This is a genomic window from Sporomusaceae bacterium (assembly GCA_031460455.1).
Classification (GTDB): Bacteria; Bacillota; Negativicutes; order Sporomusales; family UBA7701; genus Anaeroselena.
Genome location: JAVKTQ010000015.1, coordinates 1 through 16,253, shown reverse-complemented (window position 1 = coordinate 16,253; position 16,253 = coordinate 1). Strand labels below are relative to the sequence as shown.

Here is a 16,253-nt window from a genome sequence, read left to right as displayed (position 1 = left end):
ATGAGAAACAGAGACAATCTTATCCCTGTCTATTATCGTTTGGCTGAAGACATAAAACGTCAGATTGAGTCTGGCGAGCTGAAAGATGGCGACATGATTCCCACCGAGGGCCAACTGGGTGAGGCGTACGGTATCAGCCGGATGACCGTGCGCCACGGGCTGGCTTTGCTGGCGGAGGCCGGACTGCTGGAGACTATCAAAGGGAAGGGAACGTTTGTCCGCCTGCCCCGGTTGAATCAACTTCTGATTAATTTGCAGGATCAAGCGGTCGCAGACGCGGGAAATTCCCGCTATAGATTGCTGGGGGTAAAAATTGTCCGCGATAAACATTACACCCGTGAATTGAAGCTGGCCCCCGATAGCAAGGTATTGCAGTTAAAACGAATATTGTATAAAAACGACAAACCGGTTGCCATCGAGGAAAAGTATCTCCCTTATTTACGGGCGACGCCGCTGCTGGAAACGCAGCTCGAATACGCAAATTTTCCCGAAGTTGTCGCCAAACACCAGGAAACGGTGCCGGTCCGCAACGACATGCTGATATCAGTCGATGTTCTTACGGCCGAACAAGCCGGCTTGCTGGAGGCGGAACCCAATACTCCCGCGCTCGTGATCAGACAGGTTATATATTCTAAGGACGGCACTCCGCTGGGAATATCCTATATGGTATGCCATAAGGACCGTTATCAATTGCAGGCCACCTCTTACACGCAGCTTTAAAAGCAGTGGGGCAGAGCCCGATTATTTATGGGGGAAGCGCATGCGGACAGTAATCCTGGCTTGTCAGACCATTAAAGACGAACTTCGTCTGGCCCTGAAAGAAACCGGTGTGAACTATCCGGTGATTTATGTCGAAGCAGGGCTGCATAACAGACCGGAAGCACTGCACCGGCGGATACAAGAGCACCTCGACATGCTTGATAATGTCGATACCGTTCTTATGGCTTTCGGCTTTTGCGGGAATAGCATGCTGGGGATTAAATCCTCAGCCTTCACGATCGTTGTCCCCAGGGTGGAAGATTGTATTCCGTTGCTGTTGGGGTCGAGCGAGACCCGCAGGGCTATTTCCCAGGAGATGGGGACGTACTTTACGACAAAAGGCTGGCTCGATTACGAGCAGAACATCCTGTGGGAGTATAACCGTTGCGTTTCCCGCTACGGTGAGAGTCGCGCCTTGCGAGTAATGAAAACAATGCTCGGCAATTATCTGCGCCTGATGGTAATCGATACCGGCGCATATCCGGTAGATAGCGTGACTCCCAGAACGGAGGAGTTTGCCGCCAAGCTTGGCTTAAGGCACGCGATAGCTCCCGGCTCGCTAAGGCTGCTGCATAAGCTGCTGCTCGGCCAATGGGATGGGGAGTTCGTGGTCCTGAAACCGGGGGACGAGTTGCATTTGGGAGATCTGGGCTCATGTGACGACAGCCTGGTCAGTCAAGTAAACAGTTTGCGAGGTTAGCTCGGGTAAATAATTATTTGAAAATTCTCTAAGCAAAAAAGGAGTTTGTAATCTTGCGTTGAAAAATGTATATACATATATATGTATAATAAAGGGCATTTTATTGCACAACCGTGATCAGAGGAGGCGGGAGAGATGGCGGCACAAATTTTGAGTGGCAACGCGATCGCTTTAAGACTGACGGAAGCGGTCAAACAAAACGTCAAGGATTTCAAGGCTGCCCATGGGGTTGCTCCGGGGCTGACCGTGGTTATCGTTGGCGAAGACCCGGCATCGAAAGTATATGTGGGCCGGAAGCATAAAGCTTGCCTCGATACCGGCATCAATTCGGAGGTTATCAGGCTGGCGGAGACGACTACTGAGGAGGAACTCCTGGCAACTATCGACCGCCTAAACGCCGACCCGGCGGTCCACGGCATTCTGGTTCAGCTGCCGGTGCCCCGCCATATCAATGCCGAAAAGGTGCTGGAGCGTATCCGGCCGGATAAAGACGTCGACGGTTTTCACCCGATGAATGTCGGCAACCTTTGCGTTGGCAAGGAACATCTCGTACCCTGCACTCCTTACGGTATCGTCAAAATGCTTGAGATGGAGGGTATTGCCATCGAGGGCAAGCGGGCGGTGATTATCGGCCGCAGCAACATTGTCGGCAAACCGATGGCCATGCTGCTCCTGGCCAGAAACGCGACGGTGACTGTATGCCATTCGCGAACTAAGCATCTGGCCGAGGTTTGCCGGCAAGGCGACATTTTGGTAGCGGCGATCGGCAAGCCCGAGTTTGTCACCAGGGACATGGTGAAGCCGGGAGCGACGGTAATCGATGTCGGCATCAACAGGGTGGGCGACAAGCTGGTCGGCGATGTCAATTTTGGCGATGTGGCCGAGACGGCGGGGCATATCACTCCCGTGCCGGGTGGGGTCGGGCCGCTGACGATCGCCATGCTGCTTCACAATACCATCAAAGCCGCCGAGCTTCAGCGCAGGTAAGGGGACGGGCGGCGCAGACGCCAAACATTACTGGGTAAATTGATTTAATGAATGGAGGATGCAAATGAAAAGCGATGTGGAAATCGCCCAAGAAGCGAACATGAAGCTTATAACCCAGGTGGCGGCCGAGCTTGGCCTAGGCGATGACGACCTTGAGCTTTACGGCAAGTATAAGGCGAAGGTTTCTCTGTCGGCCTGGGAAAAGATTAAAGACCGTCCTGACGGCAAACTCATTCTTGTCAGCGCGATCAACCCGACGCCGGCCGGCGAAGGCAAGACCACCAACACCGTCGGTATCGGCGATGCCCTGCGCCGCCTGGGCAAGAAAGTGGTTATCGCTCTTCGCGAGCCTTCCCTCGGCCCCTGCTTCGGCGTGAAGGGCGGCGCGGCCGGCGGCGGCTATGCCCAGGTAGTGCCGATGGAAGACATCAATCTTCACTTCACCGGCGACATTCACGCCGTCACCACCGCCAACAACCTGCTGGCGGCGATCATCGACAATCATATCCATCACGGCAACGAGCTTGGCATCGATCCCCGCCGGATCACCTGGCGGCGGGTCATGGACCTCAACGAGCGGGCGCTGCGCCAAATCGTGCTCGGCCTCGGCGGTAAGGCCAACGGCATTCCGCGCGAAGGCGGCTTCGATATCTCGGTTGCGTCGGAAATGATGGCCATTCTGTGCCTGGCGTCCGACCTGGAAGACATGAAAGAGCGCATCAGCCGGATCATCGTAGCGTACACCAACGACAACAAGCCGGTCACCGTCGCCGACCTCAAAGTGGCCGGCGCGCTCACTCTGCTCTTCAAGGACGCCATTAAACCCAACCTTGTGCAAACGCTGGAAAATACCCCGGCTTTCATTCATGGCGGCCCGTTCGCCAACATCGCCCATGGCTGCAATAGCGTGATGGCCTCGAAGTTCGCCCTCAAACTGGCCGATGTCCTGGTAACCGAAGCCGGCTTCGGCGCCGACCTTGGTGCGGAAAAGTTCTGCGATATAAAGTGCCGCTTCGCCGGTTTGCAGCCTGATGCCGTTGTCATCGTCACCACCGTTCGGGCGCTGAAGTCCCACGGCGGCGTGGCCAAAGCCGACCTCGGCCGGGAAAATACGCCGGCTCTGGAAAAAGGCTTGGCCAACTTGACCAAGCATATCGAAAACATCGGTAAGTTCGGCTTGCCGGCCGTAGTGGCCATCAACGCTTTCCCGACCGACACGCCGGCCGAGTTGGCTTTCGTCGAGGAGAAGTGCACCGCGCTGGGAGCAGAGGTGGCTCTGTCGGAGGTGTGGGCCAAAGGAGGCGCCGGCGGCGAGGCTGTGGCCAAAAAGCTGCTGGCCGCTATGGATAAGCCGAAGCAGTTCAGGTTCCTCTATGACGAGAAGCTGCCGATCAAAGACAAGATCGCCGCCATTGCCAAAGAAATCTACGGGGCGGACGATGTCGCCTATGCGCCGGCCGCTGAGAAAACAATTCAGGGGCTGACCGCCCTCGGTTTCGACAAAACGCCGATCTGTATGGCGAAGACGCAGTATTCTCTAAGCGATGACGCCGCAAAATTGGGGCGGCCCACCGGGTTCAAAGTAACTGTGCGGGAAGTGCGGGTATCGGCGGGGGCGGGCTTCCTGGTAGCCATCCTGGGCGAAATCATGACGATGCCGGGACTCCCCAAAAAACCGGCTGCCGAGATCATGGATATCGACAACACCGGCAAAATCGTCGGTCTGTTCTAAAGGCGACTGTATATGATACCTGAAGCGCAAAAAAGTACAAACCGGTGGCTGGTGGCTGTTATGGGAACGTTGCTGCAGCTGGCCCTGGGGACGGTTTACGCCTGGAGTTTTTTCCAGCAGCCGGTGATGGCCGCGGGAAACTGGACTAATTCGCAGGCCGCATGGGCCTTCAGCCTGGCGATTTTCTGCCTGGGTCTGGCGGCTGCCTGGGGGGGCGTTAATCTGCCGAGATTCGGGCCGCGAAAGCTGGCAATGTCCGGCGGCCTTCTGTACGGACTAGGTTATCTGCTGGCCGCCTATGCGCTTAGCGTGAAAAGCCTTCCGCTGCTGTACTTAGGCTACGGCGTCGTCGGCGGGATTGGCCTGGGCCTTGGCTATGTGACGCCGGTAGCTACCGCCGCCAAGTGGTTTCCCGACAAGAAAGGTTTCATCACCGGGATGGTGGTAATGGGCTTCGGCTTAGGGGCTCTCGTTATGGCCAAAGTTTTGGCGCCGGCTTTCCTGGCCGTTAGTGGCGGAAATCTTGTCTTCGTGTTTTCGTATATCGGCGTGCTCATGCTTGTTGTTACCTTGCCGGCAGGCTACTTTCTGGTTAACCCGCCCGCAGCCTACGCGCCGCGAGGATACGCCATCGCGGCGGTGTCGGCCGGCGAGCAGGGCTTTCAGGCCGACATTACCGCCAAAGAGTGCGTATTCTCCGGCAAATTTGCCCTGATGTGGACGGTATTCTTCCTCAATATAATTGCCGGCATCATGTTCATCAGCTTCCAGTCGCCCCTGCTCCAGGATCTCTTGAAAGAATCAGTCGAGCCGGCGTTACTGAAAGATCCCAAGGTATTGGCCAATCTTGCCGCTTCCGGGGCGACGCTGATTGCCGTGAGTTCGGTATTTAACGGGCTGGGCCGATTTTTCTGGGGTGGGCTGTCTGATAAAATCGGGCGTGTGCAGACCTTTCGCCTCATCCTCGGCAGCCAGGTTGCCGCTTTCCTGGCATTGTTATTCGTCAAGACCCCGCTGCTTTTCAGCGTACTGGTATGCTATGTGCTGCTGTGCTACGGCGGCGGGTTCGGCTCAATGCCTTCCTTCGTGCTCGACGTTTTCGGCCCCAAGCAAATGCCGGTCGTATACGGCAGCATCCTCACCGCGTGGGGTCTGGCCGGGATCGTCGGCCCCCAGATCGTGGCGTTCCTGAAAGATAATTATGCCGGCCAGGCAGCCCCGTATTCTTTCATATCCGCTTCGCTTCTACTGCTGGTCGGCCTGTTTATTACCTTTATCCTGAGTAACAAGAGATTTGTGCCCAAGCTGCCGCTAAAGGAAATAGCAATCGGCGAATAAGTTCGGGAGACATCGCTTGGCGGCATGGTGTGATAGGAGGCTTTATGGCGACAGGTGCGAACATAGCTCCAGCCCTTAAGTTTTCTGAGGAAATAGAAGCCAGGTCGGGGCAACCGGTCAGTCTGTGTTACCAGTGCAAGAAATGCGCCGGCGGCTGCCCGATGAGCTTTGCCATGCAACCATACAACTGCGACCTGCTGAAGTTGATCAAGTATGGGGAAAAAGAGGCGGTTCTGGGGAGCAACACCATTTGGCTCTGCATTGGCTGCAGGACCTGCGGGGCCAGGTGCCCCAACGGCATCGACATTTCCAAAGTTAACGACGTACTGCGGGAGATGTCGCTGGCGAGCGGGAAAAAGGCCGGCGATCCAAGGACTGCGGCGTTTCATCAGTCCTTCCTGGCCACGGTGGAGCAGTTCGGGCGCTCCTACGAAGCGGGGACTATCGGCCTGTTCAAGCTGAAAACAGCGTCCTTCACCCAGGATCTTGCGCTGGGGCTCAGGTTTATGGCCAGAAACAAGCTGAAACTGTTGCCCGACCGGATCAGGCGGGCAGGGGAAATTAAGCGGATTTTCCGTAAAGCCAGGGAGGCGGGCAAATGAAATTGACTTATTACCCCGGCTGCTCCCTCCATTCGACCGCCGCCGAGTATGACGACTCCACCGGTTTTGTGTGCAGAACGCTCGGCGTGGAACTGGCCGAGCTAAACGATTGGAACTGCTGCGGGGCCTCGTGCGCCCATGCGACCAATCACTTCCTGGCTGCGGCCCTGCCGATGCGCAACCTCATCCTGGCGGAGCAGGCCGGCCACGATGTCATGGCGCCATGCGCCGCCTGTTACAACACGCTCAGAGCCACCGACCACGCCGTTCGCTGGCAGGACGGCCAGGCCATGACAATTAACGCCGACCTGGAAGAAATCATGGGAGCGAAGTACGGGGCAACCATCCAGGTCCGCCATCCCCTCGAGATCCTGAGCAGCCGGGAAATGCTGCGGGAGATAAGCGCAAAAGTCGTTCGCCCGCTCAAGGGTTTACGGCTGGTAGCCTATTACGGCTGTTTGCTTACCAGGCCGAAACACGTCGTGGCTTTCGACAATTCCGAACACCCCACGAGGATGGATAACCTGCTCACGGCTCTCGGCGCCGAAGTGAAACGCTGGTCGTACAAGACCGACTGCTGCGGCGGCGCTTTGGCGCTTTCGCGGACCGACGCGGTGGCGACCCTGGTTGCCAAGCTGGTCACCGAAGCTGAGAGGGCCGGCGCTCAGGCCATCGTTTCCGCGTGTCCGTTGTGCCAGGTCAACCTCGACACACGCCAGACCCAGGTCGCCCGGCCTATGCCCATATTCTATTTCACCGAACTTATGGGCGTGGCGTTCGGCGCCGCCGCGTCAGGTCAGTGGCTGCAAAAGCATATCATCGATCCCGCTCCGGTGTTGGCGGCGCTGGCGAAAGGGGAGTGACACATATGGCAAACACCGATGCAATAGGCTCCGTTCTCGTTCTTGGCGGCGGCATCGCCGGCATGCAAGCGGCTCTCGACCTTGCGGGCGGCGGCTATCTTGTCCACATGGTTACCGACGAACCATCCATCGGCGGCAAGATGGCTCAGCTCGACAAAACCTTCCCGACGAACGAATGCTCGATGTGCCTGCTGGGTCCCAAGATGAGCGACTGCCTGAGCCACCCCAATATCATCATCCATACCAACTCACGGCTGGAAGGCCTTGAGGGCGAGGCGGGCCGGTTCACCGCCCGCGTGCGGAAAAACGCCAGGTACGTCGATATCAACGAATGCACGGCCTGCGGCGACTGCGCCGACGCCTGCCCGGTAAACGTCAAGGACAGCTTCAACCAGGGGATGGGTACAAGGAAAGCGGTGTATAAGCTTTTCCCTCAGTCGGTGCCCAACCGCTTCCTGATCGACAAGCGCGGGACTCCGCCGTGCCGCCAGACTTGCCCGGCCGGCACCAACGTCCAGGGGTATGTCGCCTTGGTTTCGCAGGGTAAATTCGCCGCGGCGCTGGAGGTCATCCACCGCAGGCTGCCCTTTGCCGGCATCTGCGGCCGCATCTGCCATCATCCCTGCGAGACGGAGTGCAACCGCCGGGAGATCGACGAGCCGCTGGCTATCGCCGCCATCAAACGGGCGGCGGCCGACTATGGCTGGGACGATCTTATAAAAGCCGAAAACCCACCGCTCACCCCGACCCGCAAAGAGAGAGTGGCCGTTATCGGCGGCGGTCCGGCGGGCCTGACGGCCGCCTATGACCTTGTCGCCAAAGGCTACCGCGTCACCATCTTCGAAGCGTTACCCAGTCCGGGGGGCTGGCTGAAATATGGCATTCCCCAATACCGCCTGCCGGCGGAAGTCGTCCAGCGGGAAATCGATAACCTGCTGAGGCATAGTATCGAGGTGCGCGTCAACACCAGGGTCGGCGCAGATATTACTCTCGATGAAATAAAGTCTCAGTACGATGTTATCCTTGTCGCCGCCGGCGTCCAGAAAAGCCGCGACCTGCCCATTGAGGGCGCCGGGCTGACAGGCGTTCTGCCGGGCGTCGGGTTCCTGCGCGATATAAATCTGGGCAAGGACTCCCGGGTTGGCAAGAAAGTAGTCGTTATCGGCGGCGGCAACGTAGCCATGGACGTGGCCCGTTCGGCCAAGCGCCAGGGCGGCGAGGAAGTGCATGTCGTCTGCCTGGAGTCGCGGGATGAGATGCCGGCCCATGTATGGGAGATCGATGAGGCCGAGGGCGAAGGGGTAATTCTTCATCCCGGCTGGGGCCCCCGCCGCATCGCCGGCAGCGGCGATGGCCGGGTAAGCGCTGTTGAATTCAGGGCCTGCACGGCGGTTTTCGATGGCGATAAGCGCTTCAATCCCCAGTACGACGAAATGTGTTCAATGCTCCTCGAGGCGGACACCGTCATCATGGCTATCGGCCAGGCGGCCGATCTTGATTTCCTCCGCGGACAGGATGCTGTGGCTACGGCGCGGGGAACTATCGCCGCCGATCCCATCACCAAGGCGACCGGCGACGCCCGTGTTTTCGCTTGCGGCGACATCGCCCACGGTCCGGCCTCGGTGATTGAAGCGGTGGCCAGCGCTCACGAAGCCGCCATATCTATAGATAGATACCTCAATGGCAGCCCGCTAGACTCCGGACGCGAAAAGTCCTTCCAGGACAAAATCGGCCAACCGGCGGATACGCCCGTTAATCCGGCGTCCCGTCGGCCGCAGCGCTTCGCCCCCGCCGCCGACCGTGCCGGCGACTACCGGGAAGTGGCGCTGGGCATGACCAGGGAAGTGGCGATCGAGGAGGCTAACCGGTGCCTTAACTGCGGCATCTGTTCCGAATGCCTCCAGTGCGAAAAGGTGTGCAAAAAGCAGGTTATTTGCCATGCAGACGCCGACGAAGCGGTCGACCTTCCGGTGGGCGCTGTTGTGCTCACCCCCGGCTTTGATGTCTATGACGCCGCCCTGAAGGGCGAATACGGCTATGGCGTCTACCCGAATGTTATCAGCAGTCTCGAATTCGAGCGACTGTTGTCGTCGACCGGGCCGACGGTCGGGCATGTCGTGCGCCCGTCGGACCAGGCCGCCCCCCGCAAGGTGGCTTTCATCCAGTGTGTCGGCTCGCGGGAGTGCGCCGACGGGGGAGCCGAATACTGCTCGTCCATTTGCTGCATGTATTCCACCAAGGAAGCGCTTATCGCCCGCGAACATGACGCCGGCATCGAGCCGACCATCTTCTACCTCGATATGCGCTCCTACGGCAAAAATTTCGATAAATACGTCGACGCGGCCCAGCGAGGCGGCGTCCGCTACGTACGGGCGATGATTTCGACCGTCAAGGAAGACCCGGTAACCGGCAACCTGTTTATCAAATATATCAGCGAGACCGGGGAAATCGTCGACGAGGAATTCGACCTCGTCGTCCTGGCCGTCGGCGTTCGCCCGCCGAAACAGGCGGGCGAACTGATGGCTGCCGTCGGTATCGAGGCCAACCCCTACGGTTTTGCCGCCACCGCCCCGTTCAGCCCGACGGAAACGACCCGCGCCGGGATTTATGTCGCCGGTGCCTTCCAGGGGCCGCGGGATATCCCCGAAACGGTAGTGAGCGCCAGCGCTGCCGCCGCCAAGGCGGGCGAACTGCTGACCGACGCTCGCAATACCTTGAAGCGCGAGAAAGTCTATCCGCCGGAGCGGGACGTCACTACGGAGGAGCCGCGGATCGGCGTATTTATCTGCGAATGCGGCATCAACATCGCCTCGGTCGTAAGTGTTCCCGAGGTTGTCGCTTATGCCCAGAAGCTGCCTGGCGTGATTCATTGCCAGGATAATCTCTATACCTGTTCTCAGGATACGCTTAAACGGATGAAAGAAATAATTGAGGAGAAGGGGCTCAATCGCGTGGTGGTGGCCTCCTGCACCATGAGGACCCATCAGCCGCTTTTCCGTGAAATGCTGCGGGAGGCCGGCCTTAACCAGTTCTACTTCGAAATGGCCAATATTCGCGACCAGTGCTCGTGGGTCCACCGCGGCGAACCGGCGAACGCCACCGAAAAGGCCAAAGACCTTGTGCGGATGGCGGTGGCCAAGGTTAGGCACCATGAGGCGCTTAACCTCCATTCCGTCCCGGTTATCAATTCGCTGTTGGTCATCGGCGGCGGCGTCGCCGGGATGACGGCCGCGCTGACCGCGGCCCGCCAGGGCTTCGCCGCCTATATCGTGGAGAAGGAAGCCGAGCTGGGCGGTCATGCCCGCGAAGTGTATCAGGATTTCGATGGCAACGACGTCCAGGCCCGCCTGCGGCAACTTATCGCCGACACAGGGAGCCACCCGCTGGTCAAGGTGTTTACCGCCAGTGAGGCAGTGGGCTTCTCCGGTCATGCCGGACATTTCGTCACAACGATCCGCGCCCGGCAAACAGGGGCGGAAACCAGTATCGACCACGGCGCGGTAATCGTCGCCACCGGCGTCCAGGAACGGCTGCCGACAGGCTATTTGTGCGGCGAAGATTCCAGGGTCGTTACCACTACCGCCTTCGAAAAAATGGTGGCTGCCGGTCAGCCGCTGGCCGCCAGGCAAATTGTCATGATCCAGTGCGCCGGCTCCCGTAATGACGAGCTCAATTACTGCAGCCGCACCTGTTGCGGGCAGGCCCTGAAGAATGCCATCGCCCTCAAAGAGCGGCAGCCCGACACCGACATCTTCATCCTCTACCGGGACATTCGCACCTACGGCTTCATGGAGAAACTGTACAAGGAAGCGCGCGCCAAAGGCATCCGCTTCATCCTTTACACACCCGACCGCAAGCCGGTCGTTACCAGGGACGGCGACGGCCTCTGCTGCGACTTCTATGAACCAAGCCTAAAAACCATTATTGCCGTAAAGCCCGAGCTAGTAGTGCTGGCTCCGGGCACTGTCCCTTCGGATACGGCACGGGGGCTTGGCATGCTACTCAAGGTGCCGGTCAACGAAGACGGCTTCTTTGTCGAAACCCACGCCAAGCTGGGGCCGATCGATTTCCCCACTCAGGGCATCTATCTTTGCGGCGGGGCCCATTCTCCCAAGTCGGTCGACGAAGCTATCTGCCAGGCCCAGGGCGCGGTCGCCCGCGCCGCCACCATCCTTTCCCGGGACAATCTAATGGCCGGCGGGGTGGTCGCCACCGTCGATCAGGACAAATGCGCCGCCTGCCTGACCTGTGTCCGCATCTGCCCTTACAGTGTGCCCCGTATCGACGCCTCCTGGAAGGCTTATATCGAACCTGTCCAGTGCCATGGCTGCGGCAGCTGCGCCGGGGAATGCCCGAACAAAGCGATCCAGCTCCAGCATTACAAAGATCACCAGGTGCTTGACAAAATTCGCGGCCTGTTCAAGGAGGTGTCGGCGTGAGTGCTTTCGAGCCGAGGATAATCGCTTTCTGTTGTTACTATTGCGCATATTCGGCGGCCGATCTGGCCGGCTCCATGCGCCTGCAATACCCGGCCAACATCCGGATGATCGAGCTTCCCTGCTCGGGCAAGATCGAGCATAACATGCTGCTCACCGCCTTCGAGGAAGGGGCGGACGGCGTCTATGTGGCCGGCTGCATGGAGGGCGATTGCCATTATCTCAAAGGAAATATCCGAGCCCGCAAGCGGGTGGAATATGTTAAAAAACTCCTCGACGAACTGGGCATCGGCGGCGAGCGGCTGGAGATGTATAATTTGTCGAGCTCGATGGGGCCGCGGTTCGCGGAAATCGCCAACGAGATGACCGAGCGCATCCGGGCGCTGGGGCCGAGTCCTTTGAACAAGGCGCATAGCCAGACAAAGAAAGATGGTGAAGAAGCATGATCGTCGCCGAACAAAAGCCATTGGCCGAGATAGCGGAAAGCATCAAGGATGCCAAAAAGGTACTTGTTGTCGGCTGTGGGGGCTGTGTAACCGTTTGCTTGTCCGGCGGCCAGAAAGAAGTGGATATTCTGGCCACCAGCCTGCGTATTCTGCGGAAAAAAGATGGCAAGCCGATCGATACGGCGACGGAAACGCTGGAGCGCCAGTGCGACAAAGAGTATGTCGACAAGCTTGCGGAGAAAGTGCAGGCGGCCGAATGCGTCGTGTCGCTGGCCTGCGGAGTGGGTGTCCAGTACTTGGCTGAGCGGTATCCGGACAAGGTAATCATCCCGGCCCAGAATACGAAGTTTATCGGCGGCACGACCGAACACGGCATCTGGGAGGAGCGCTGCGCCCTCTGCGGCGAGTGTATCCTGGCCCGCACCGGCGGCATCTGCCCGATCATTCGCTGTTCGAAGAGCATCCTCAATGGTCCGTGCGGCGGCTCGCAGGGCGGCAAATGCGAAGTCAACCCGGACACCCCGTGCGCCTGGACGCTTATCTATGAACAACTGAAGCGCCAGGGCCGGGAAGCCGCCCTGGGCGAGATCTTTCCGGTGAAGGACTGGTCGAAATCCCGCGACGGCGGTCCCCGCAAGTATGTAAGGGAGGATGTGCTCCTATGAGTGAACCGGCAACACAGGACGGGCGGGAGTTTACGACGGAAAGCAAACTGGAGAGGCTATTCGCCAGGGGCGAATTTGTCGTTACCTCGGAAATCGGCCCGCAAAAAGGAGCCTCGGCGGACAGTATAATTCATCACACCGAGGAATCCAGAACATATTGCGACGGGTTTAATATCACCGACAACCAAAGCGCTGTCGTCAGGCTCTCCAGCATCGCCGGCGCAGTGCATATCCTGCGGCACGGCGGCAATCCCATTATGCAGATGACCTGCCGGGATCGGAACCGGATCGCTATCCAGAGCGATCTGCTGGGTGCTTATAGCCTGGGGATCCGCGATGTACTTTGCCTGAGCGGCGATCATCAATCCTTCGGCAATCACCCGTCCGCCAAAAATGTCTTCGACATTGATTCCATCCAGCTCATCGCCCTGGTAAAAATGATGCGCGACGAGAAGAAGATGCTGAGCGGGGAGGAGATGAAAAACGAACCGCGTTTTTATATCGGCGCGGTCGAAAGCCCCTTCGGCGACCCGCTTGAACTGAGGGTGATGCGGCTGGCCAAAAAGGTCCGGGCCGGGGCCCAGTTCATCCAGACCCAGGCCATTTTCGATGTCGAGCAGTTTGCTAACTGGATGAGCCTTGTACGCAGTGCCGGCCTTGACCAGCGGGTGAATATCATGGCCGGGGTCATACCCGTGAAGTCAGTTCGGGCTCTTAAATATATGAAGGAAAATGTGGCCGGCATCAGCGTGCCCGACGAGCTTGTCGAGCGGATGGCAAAAGCGGAGAACCCGCAGGAAGAAGGCAAAGCCATTGCCGTCGAGCTGATTGCGAAGCTCCGGAATATTGCCGGGGTAAAGGGAATTCACATCATGCCGGTTGGCTGGGAAGCCGTCCTGCCGGAGATTGTTACCCGCGCCGGGCTGCAGGCGCGGCCTGTTATCGACTGATCGTTTTGACATGAGGGACGCGATATCATGCTGATTAAGGCGGGACTGCTCATTGACGGCAGCGGCGCTCTACCGGGCATCGACCGCTTTATTGCCGTGGATAACGGTAAAATCGTTGCGGTTGGCGGCGAGGATGATTTTGCCGCAGCGCAGGTCGAGCAAGCGGTGGACTACTCGCCTTACACCGTGCTGCCCGGCCTGATTGACAGCCATGTTCATTTATTCCTCGAAGGGATCGACGACATCGAGAAACGCCGGTGCCGCTTGCGGGAAGGGCGGGAAATCATGCTCTTCCGGGCCGCCCGGAACCTGGAACTGACTCTCCGCAAAGGAGTAACCACCGTCAGAGATTTAGGCGGTCCCTACGGCATCGCAACAACCTTAAAACGAGCTGTCAGCGAAAAGAAAATACTCGGTCCGCGGGTGCTTACCTGCCACCGGTCGATATCCGTCCCCGGCGGGCATTTTCACTACGCCGGTGGCCGGGAAGCAGCCGGACCGGAGGAAATTGCCCAGGCGGTCCGCGAGCAGATCGCAGCGGGCGCGGACTGCGTCAAGCTTATGGCGACCGGGTTGGTGGACTTCCGGACCGAACAGACCGGTGTTCCCGAGTTGTCCAGTGATGACATCGAGGCGGCCGTGGCCGAGGCACAGCGCCTGGGCCGTCCGGTCAGCGTTCACGCTAACGGCGCTGTCGGCGTGAGAAGTGCGCTAATCGCCAAAGTTGATACCATCGAACATGGCATCCTAATGGGCGAAAAGACGGTTGATCTCTTTGGCGAAGGCCCGGCTTACTGGGTACCGACGCTTTCGCCTTTACGGCAAATGCTCGCCTGCAGCAAGTCACATCCTGCCGCAACGATGCCCGAAGCCGGGCTGGAGCGGATATACAACGGGCATTACGCGTTGGTCAGTCGGGGAATCAATGCCGGAAGCGGTATAATTGCCGGCACGGACGCCGGGTCTTTGGGCGTGGCTCACGGCGAAGTCTGGCAGGAGCTTGCGCTGTTGGCCGCTTGCGGCCTGTCGCCATTGGCGGCGATACAGGCCGCGACCGGAAAATCCGCAAGCGCTGTCGGGGTCGGGGATTTCACCGGCACGATAGAGCCTGGCAAGGCAGCCGACTTGCTGGTTATTCGCGGTAATCCTCTCGATAATATGGGCTTTTTGCGCAATGTTGTCCAGGTATTCAAAGAGGGGGTTAATATTTTTGCCGATAGCCAAGCGGTATAATGAGAAAAAAGCGCTGAGAAAAAGGGCGCTCGTCTTGGGTGGAGAGGACACGGCGCTGCGCGTCGTGTTGAAACTGGCGGAATTGGGCCATCCGGTAACGTTCCTGCCGTATTCACAGGCTCTGCCGGGAAAACTTGCCCTTCAAATATCGCGCTATCCTGATGTTTGCATGTATGAGCAGGCTCAATTAGTTAGCTTTGAGGGGAAAGTCGGCGACTTTGTGGCCTGTATCCGGGCGGTATCGTCGGGACAATCGCTGATTAGAATTCGGGCGGGAGCGATCGTCCTTATCAGTAAAAACGACGCAGCGGATGTGCTATCAGGCATTGCGGGACAATTGGGCATCGCCCTGAACGACTATGGGTCAGTTGCAACAAATCAGTTCTGTCCTGTATTGACTAATAAAAGCGGGATTTTTGTTGTCGGTGAGAGCGGAAGGCCGGAAGATCCGGCAAAAATTTTGTCGTTGGCTGATAAAGCTGCGATGATGGCTGCTTACATATTGGAGCCAACATAGGAGACCGTTTAGTAATATAAAGCGACTATAAAGTTCAAGGGGGCTAACATGGAAAACCAAAATGAAGAAAGCCTTGCGGAAATAGAAGAACTAAAAAAGAGGGTAAGCACTATGGAGGCTATGATTATTCAGCTTTTTCGCCTCTATAATGAGCTTGCGATTAACTATTCGCAAGAAAAGAACCAATAAAGCGGGAAGAGTCGCCCGCTCTGCTTCTTTATTCCCTACCTTCGCCTGTCGGCCTGCGCCTCAGGCGCTGCGGCCCTGACGCAGGTTCCCGGCCTTGCTTTCGGCGCCGATTATGGCGAAGCCGAGCTGGTGCTGTCGAGCAACGCCGCCCGGACCGAGGCCCACGAGTTTTACCGGCGGCTGGGTGGGCGACAGACGCACGCCGGTTTTTCCCTTGGGTAAGGTAAATGCCGCCCCTGACCGGGACGGCATTTGCGCATACTCTTCAGTTTAGCCGATGTTCTTACAAATTTTGGGAAAAATAAATCGCAGGAGTTCGCGATAAGGTAACCGGAACCATCAGCGGCCTTGGACTCCGGGGATTCCAAAAGATGTTAGTTGACACTTATGCTTTATCCTGATATATTATTGCTCCGACGCGGAAGTAGCTCAGTGGTAGAGCATCGCCTTGCCAAGGCGAGGGTCGCGAGTTCGAATCTCGTCTTCCGCTCCATTTACGGCGACATAGCCAAGCGGTAAGGCTAAGGTCTGCAAAACCTTTACACCCTAGTTCGAATCTAGGTGTCGCCTCCAAATAACTACATATTCGGTGTCGATAGCTAAGAGGCTCCACCTGTTCCCATACCGAACACAGAAGTTAAGCTCTTACACGCTGAAGGTACTTGGCTGGCAACGGCCCGGGAGATTAGGGAGACGCCGATTGTTCGCTGACAATAAAGCGAAATTTCCAAGATATGATGGATTGACACCGCCCTCCGGGACGTGTTAATATAACAAAGTCGCCGCAAGCGGAGCTGGTGTAAAAGACCAGGCAAGGCAAGCAGCGACAAGGTTTC

General features: G+C 58.0%; 15 protein-coding genes, 2 tRNA genes and 1 rRNA gene. 17 read left to right on the top strand and 1 reads right to left on the bottom strand.

Annotation, left to right across the window (positions count from 1 at the left end):
* From RIN56_17050 to RIN56_16985, 14 genes are all read left to right on the top strand, one after another.
* Complete coding sequence (locus RIN56_17050; protein MDR7868507.1) at positions 1 to 720, top strand: GntR family transcriptional regulator; 720 nt, start codon at positions 1 to 3, stop codon at positions 718 to 720.
* Between the two features lie 40 nt (positions 721 to 760).
* A complete protein-coding gene (locus tag RIN56_17045) occupies positions 761 to 1,459 on the top strand; it encodes a DUF1638 domain-containing protein (protein MDR7868506.1) in 699 nt (232 codons plus the stop codon).
* Between the two features lie 135 nt (positions 1,460 to 1,594).
* Positions 1,595 to 2,446, top strand: a complete 852-nt coding sequence (folD, locus tag RIN56_17040; protein MDR7868505.1) for a bifunctional methylenetetrahydrofolate dehydrogenase/methenyltetrahydrofolate cyclohydrolase FolD — start codon at positions 1,595 to 1,597, stop codon at positions 2,444 to 2,446.
* A gap of 64 nt (positions 2,447 to 2,510) precedes the next feature.
* Positions 2,511 to 4,178 carry a formate--tetrahydrofolate ligase gene (locus RIN56_17035; GenBank protein ID MDR7868504.1) on the top strand — a complete coding sequence of 556 codons (1,668 nt, stop codon included), beginning with the start codon at positions 2,511 to 2,513 and terminating at the stop codon, positions 4,176 to 4,178.
* A 60-nt stretch (positions 4,179 to 4,238) separates the two neighbouring features.
* Positions 4,239 to 5,516: an OFA family MFS transporter gene (locus tag RIN56_17030; GenBank protein ID MDR7868503.1), complete on the top strand. Its 1,278-nt coding sequence runs from the start codon at positions 4,239 to 4,241 to the stop codon at positions 5,514 to 5,516.
* A 44-nt stretch (positions 5,517 to 5,560) separates the two neighbouring features.
* On the top strand, positions 5,561 to 6,118 hold the full coding sequence (locus RIN56_17025; protein MDR7868502.1) for a 4Fe-4S dicluster domain-containing protein: 558 nt from the start codon (positions 5,561 to 5,563) through the stop codon (positions 6,116 to 6,118).
* Entirely contained in the window at positions 6,115 to 6,981 is an 867-nt protein-coding gene (locus tag RIN56_17020) for a CoB--CoM heterodisulfide reductase iron-sulfur subunit B family protein (protein MDR7868501.1), read from the top strand. The genes RIN56_17025 and RIN56_17020 overlap by 4 nt, the downstream gene beginning before the upstream one ends.
* Positions 6,982 to 6,986: 5 nt before the next feature.
* On the top strand, positions 6,987 to 11,420 hold the full coding sequence (locus RIN56_17015) for an FAD-dependent oxidoreductase (GenBank protein MDR7868500.1): 4,434 nt from the start codon (positions 6,987 to 6,989) through the stop codon (positions 11,418 to 11,420).
* Complete coding sequence (locus RIN56_17010; protein MDR7868499.1) at positions 11,417 to 11,863, top strand: hydrogenase iron-sulfur subunit; 447 nt, start codon at positions 11,417 to 11,419, stop codon at positions 11,861 to 11,863. The genes RIN56_17015 and RIN56_17010 overlap by 4 nt, the downstream gene beginning before the upstream one ends.
* Positions 11,860 to 12,528, top strand: coding sequence for a methylenetetrahydrofolate reductase C-terminal domain-containing protein (locus tag RIN56_17005; protein ID MDR7868498.1), 669 nt, complete (start codon positions 11,860 to 11,862; stop codon positions 12,526 to 12,528). The genes RIN56_17010 and RIN56_17005 overlap by 4 nt, the downstream gene beginning before the upstream one ends.
* Positions 12,525 to 13,478: a methylenetetrahydrofolate reductase gene (locus RIN56_17000; protein MDR7868497.1), complete on the top strand. Its 954-nt coding sequence runs from the start codon at positions 12,525 to 12,527 to the stop codon at positions 13,476 to 13,478. Before RIN56_17005 ends, RIN56_17000 begins: the two co-directional genes overlap by 4 nt.
* Before the next feature lie 27 nt (positions 13,479 to 13,505).
* Positions 13,506 to 14,711: an amidohydrolase family protein gene (locus tag RIN56_16995; protein ID MDR7868496.1), complete on the top strand. Its 1,206-nt coding sequence runs from the start codon at positions 13,506 to 13,508 to the stop codon at positions 14,709 to 14,711.
* The gene (locus tag RIN56_16990; GenBank protein MDR7868495.1) at positions 14,689 to 15,228 is read left to right on the top strand and encodes a hypothetical protein; all 540 of its coding nucleotides are present in this window, start codon (positions 14,689 to 14,691) and stop codon (positions 15,226 to 15,228) included. The genes RIN56_16995 and RIN56_16990 overlap by 23 nt, the downstream gene beginning before the upstream one ends.
* Before the next feature lie 48 nt (positions 15,229 to 15,276).
* Positions 15,277 to 15,417, top strand: a complete 141-nt coding sequence (locus RIN56_16985) for a hypothetical protein (protein MDR7868494.1) — start codon at positions 15,277 to 15,279, stop codon at positions 15,415 to 15,417.
* A gap of 60 nt (positions 15,418 to 15,477) precedes the next feature.
* Here RIN56_16985 and RIN56_16980 read toward each other — a convergent pair whose 3' ends face one another.
* Positions 15,478 to 15,669 carry a hypothetical protein gene (locus tag RIN56_16980; protein ID MDR7868493.1) on the bottom strand — a complete coding sequence of 64 codons (192 nt, stop codon included), beginning with the start codon at positions 15,667 to 15,669 and terminating at the stop codon, positions 15,478 to 15,480.
* A gap of 166 nt (positions 15,670 to 15,835) precedes the next feature.
* Between RIN56_16980 and RIN56_16975 the strand changes: the two genes are divergently transcribed.
* From RIN56_16975 to rrf, 3 genes are all read left to right on the top strand, one after another.
* Positions 15,836 to 15,910, top strand: a tRNA-Gly gene (locus tag RIN56_16975).
* A gap of 5 nt (positions 15,911 to 15,915) precedes the next feature.
* Positions 15,916 to 15,990, top strand: a tRNA-Cys gene (locus RIN56_16970).
* Positions 15,991 to 16,002: 12 nt separating this feature from the next.
* Positions 16,003 to 16,119 (top strand): 5S ribosomal RNA (rrf, locus tag RIN56_16965).
* Positions 16,120 to 16,253: the final 134 nt, after the last annotated feature.

What these genes read in the sequence shown, in the direction of transcription:
- RIN56_17050 (MDR7868507.1), top strand. Translation starts at nt 1, where the DNA reads ATGAGAAACAGAGACAATCTTATCCCTGTCTATTATCGTTTGGCTGAA.
- RIN56_17045 (MDR7868506.1), top strand. Translation starts at nt 761, where the DNA reads ATGCGGACAGTAATCCTGGCTTGTCAGACCATTAAAGACGAACTTCGT.
- folD (MDR7868505.1), top strand. Translation starts at nt 1,595, where the DNA reads ATGGCGGCACAAATTTTGAGTGGCAACGCGATCGCTTTAAGACTGACG.
- RIN56_17035 (MDR7868504.1), top strand. Translation starts at nt 2,511, where the DNA reads ATGAAAAGCGATGTGGAAATCGCCCAAGAAGCGAACATGAAGCTTATA.
- RIN56_17030 (MDR7868503.1), top strand. Translation starts at nt 4,239, where the DNA reads ATGGGAACGTTGCTGCAGCTGGCCCTGGGGACGGTTTACGCCTGGAGT.
- RIN56_17025 (MDR7868502.1), top strand. Translation starts at nt 5,561, where the DNA reads ATGGCGACAGGTGCGAACATAGCTCCAGCCCTTAAGTTTTCTGAGGAA.
- RIN56_17020 (MDR7868501.1), top strand. Translation starts at nt 6,115, where the DNA reads ATGAAATTGACTTATTACCCCGGCTGCTCCCTCCATTCGACCGCCGCC.
- RIN56_17015 (MDR7868500.1), top strand. Translation starts at nt 6,987, where the DNA reads ATGGCAAACACCGATGCAATAGGCTCCGTTCTCGTTCTTGGCGGCGGC.
- RIN56_17005 (MDR7868498.1), top strand. Translation starts at nt 11,860, where the DNA reads ATGATCGTCGCCGAACAAAAGCCATTGGCCGAGATAGCGGAAAGCATC.
- RIN56_17000 (MDR7868497.1), top strand. Translation starts at nt 12,525, where the DNA reads ATGAGTGAACCGGCAACACAGGACGGGCGGGAGTTTACGACGGAAAGC.
- RIN56_16995 (MDR7868496.1), top strand. Translation starts at nt 13,506, where the DNA reads ATGCTGATTAAGGCGGGACTGCTCATTGACGGCAGCGGCGCTCTACCG.
- RIN56_16985 (MDR7868494.1), top strand. Translation starts at nt 15,277, where the DNA reads ATGGAAAACCAAAATGAAGAAAGCCTTGCGGAAATAGAAGAACTAAAA.
- RIN56_16980 (MDR7868493.1), bottom strand. Translation starts at nt 15,669, where the DNA reads ATGCCGTCCCGGTCAGGGGCGGCATTTACCTTACCCAAGGGAAAAACC.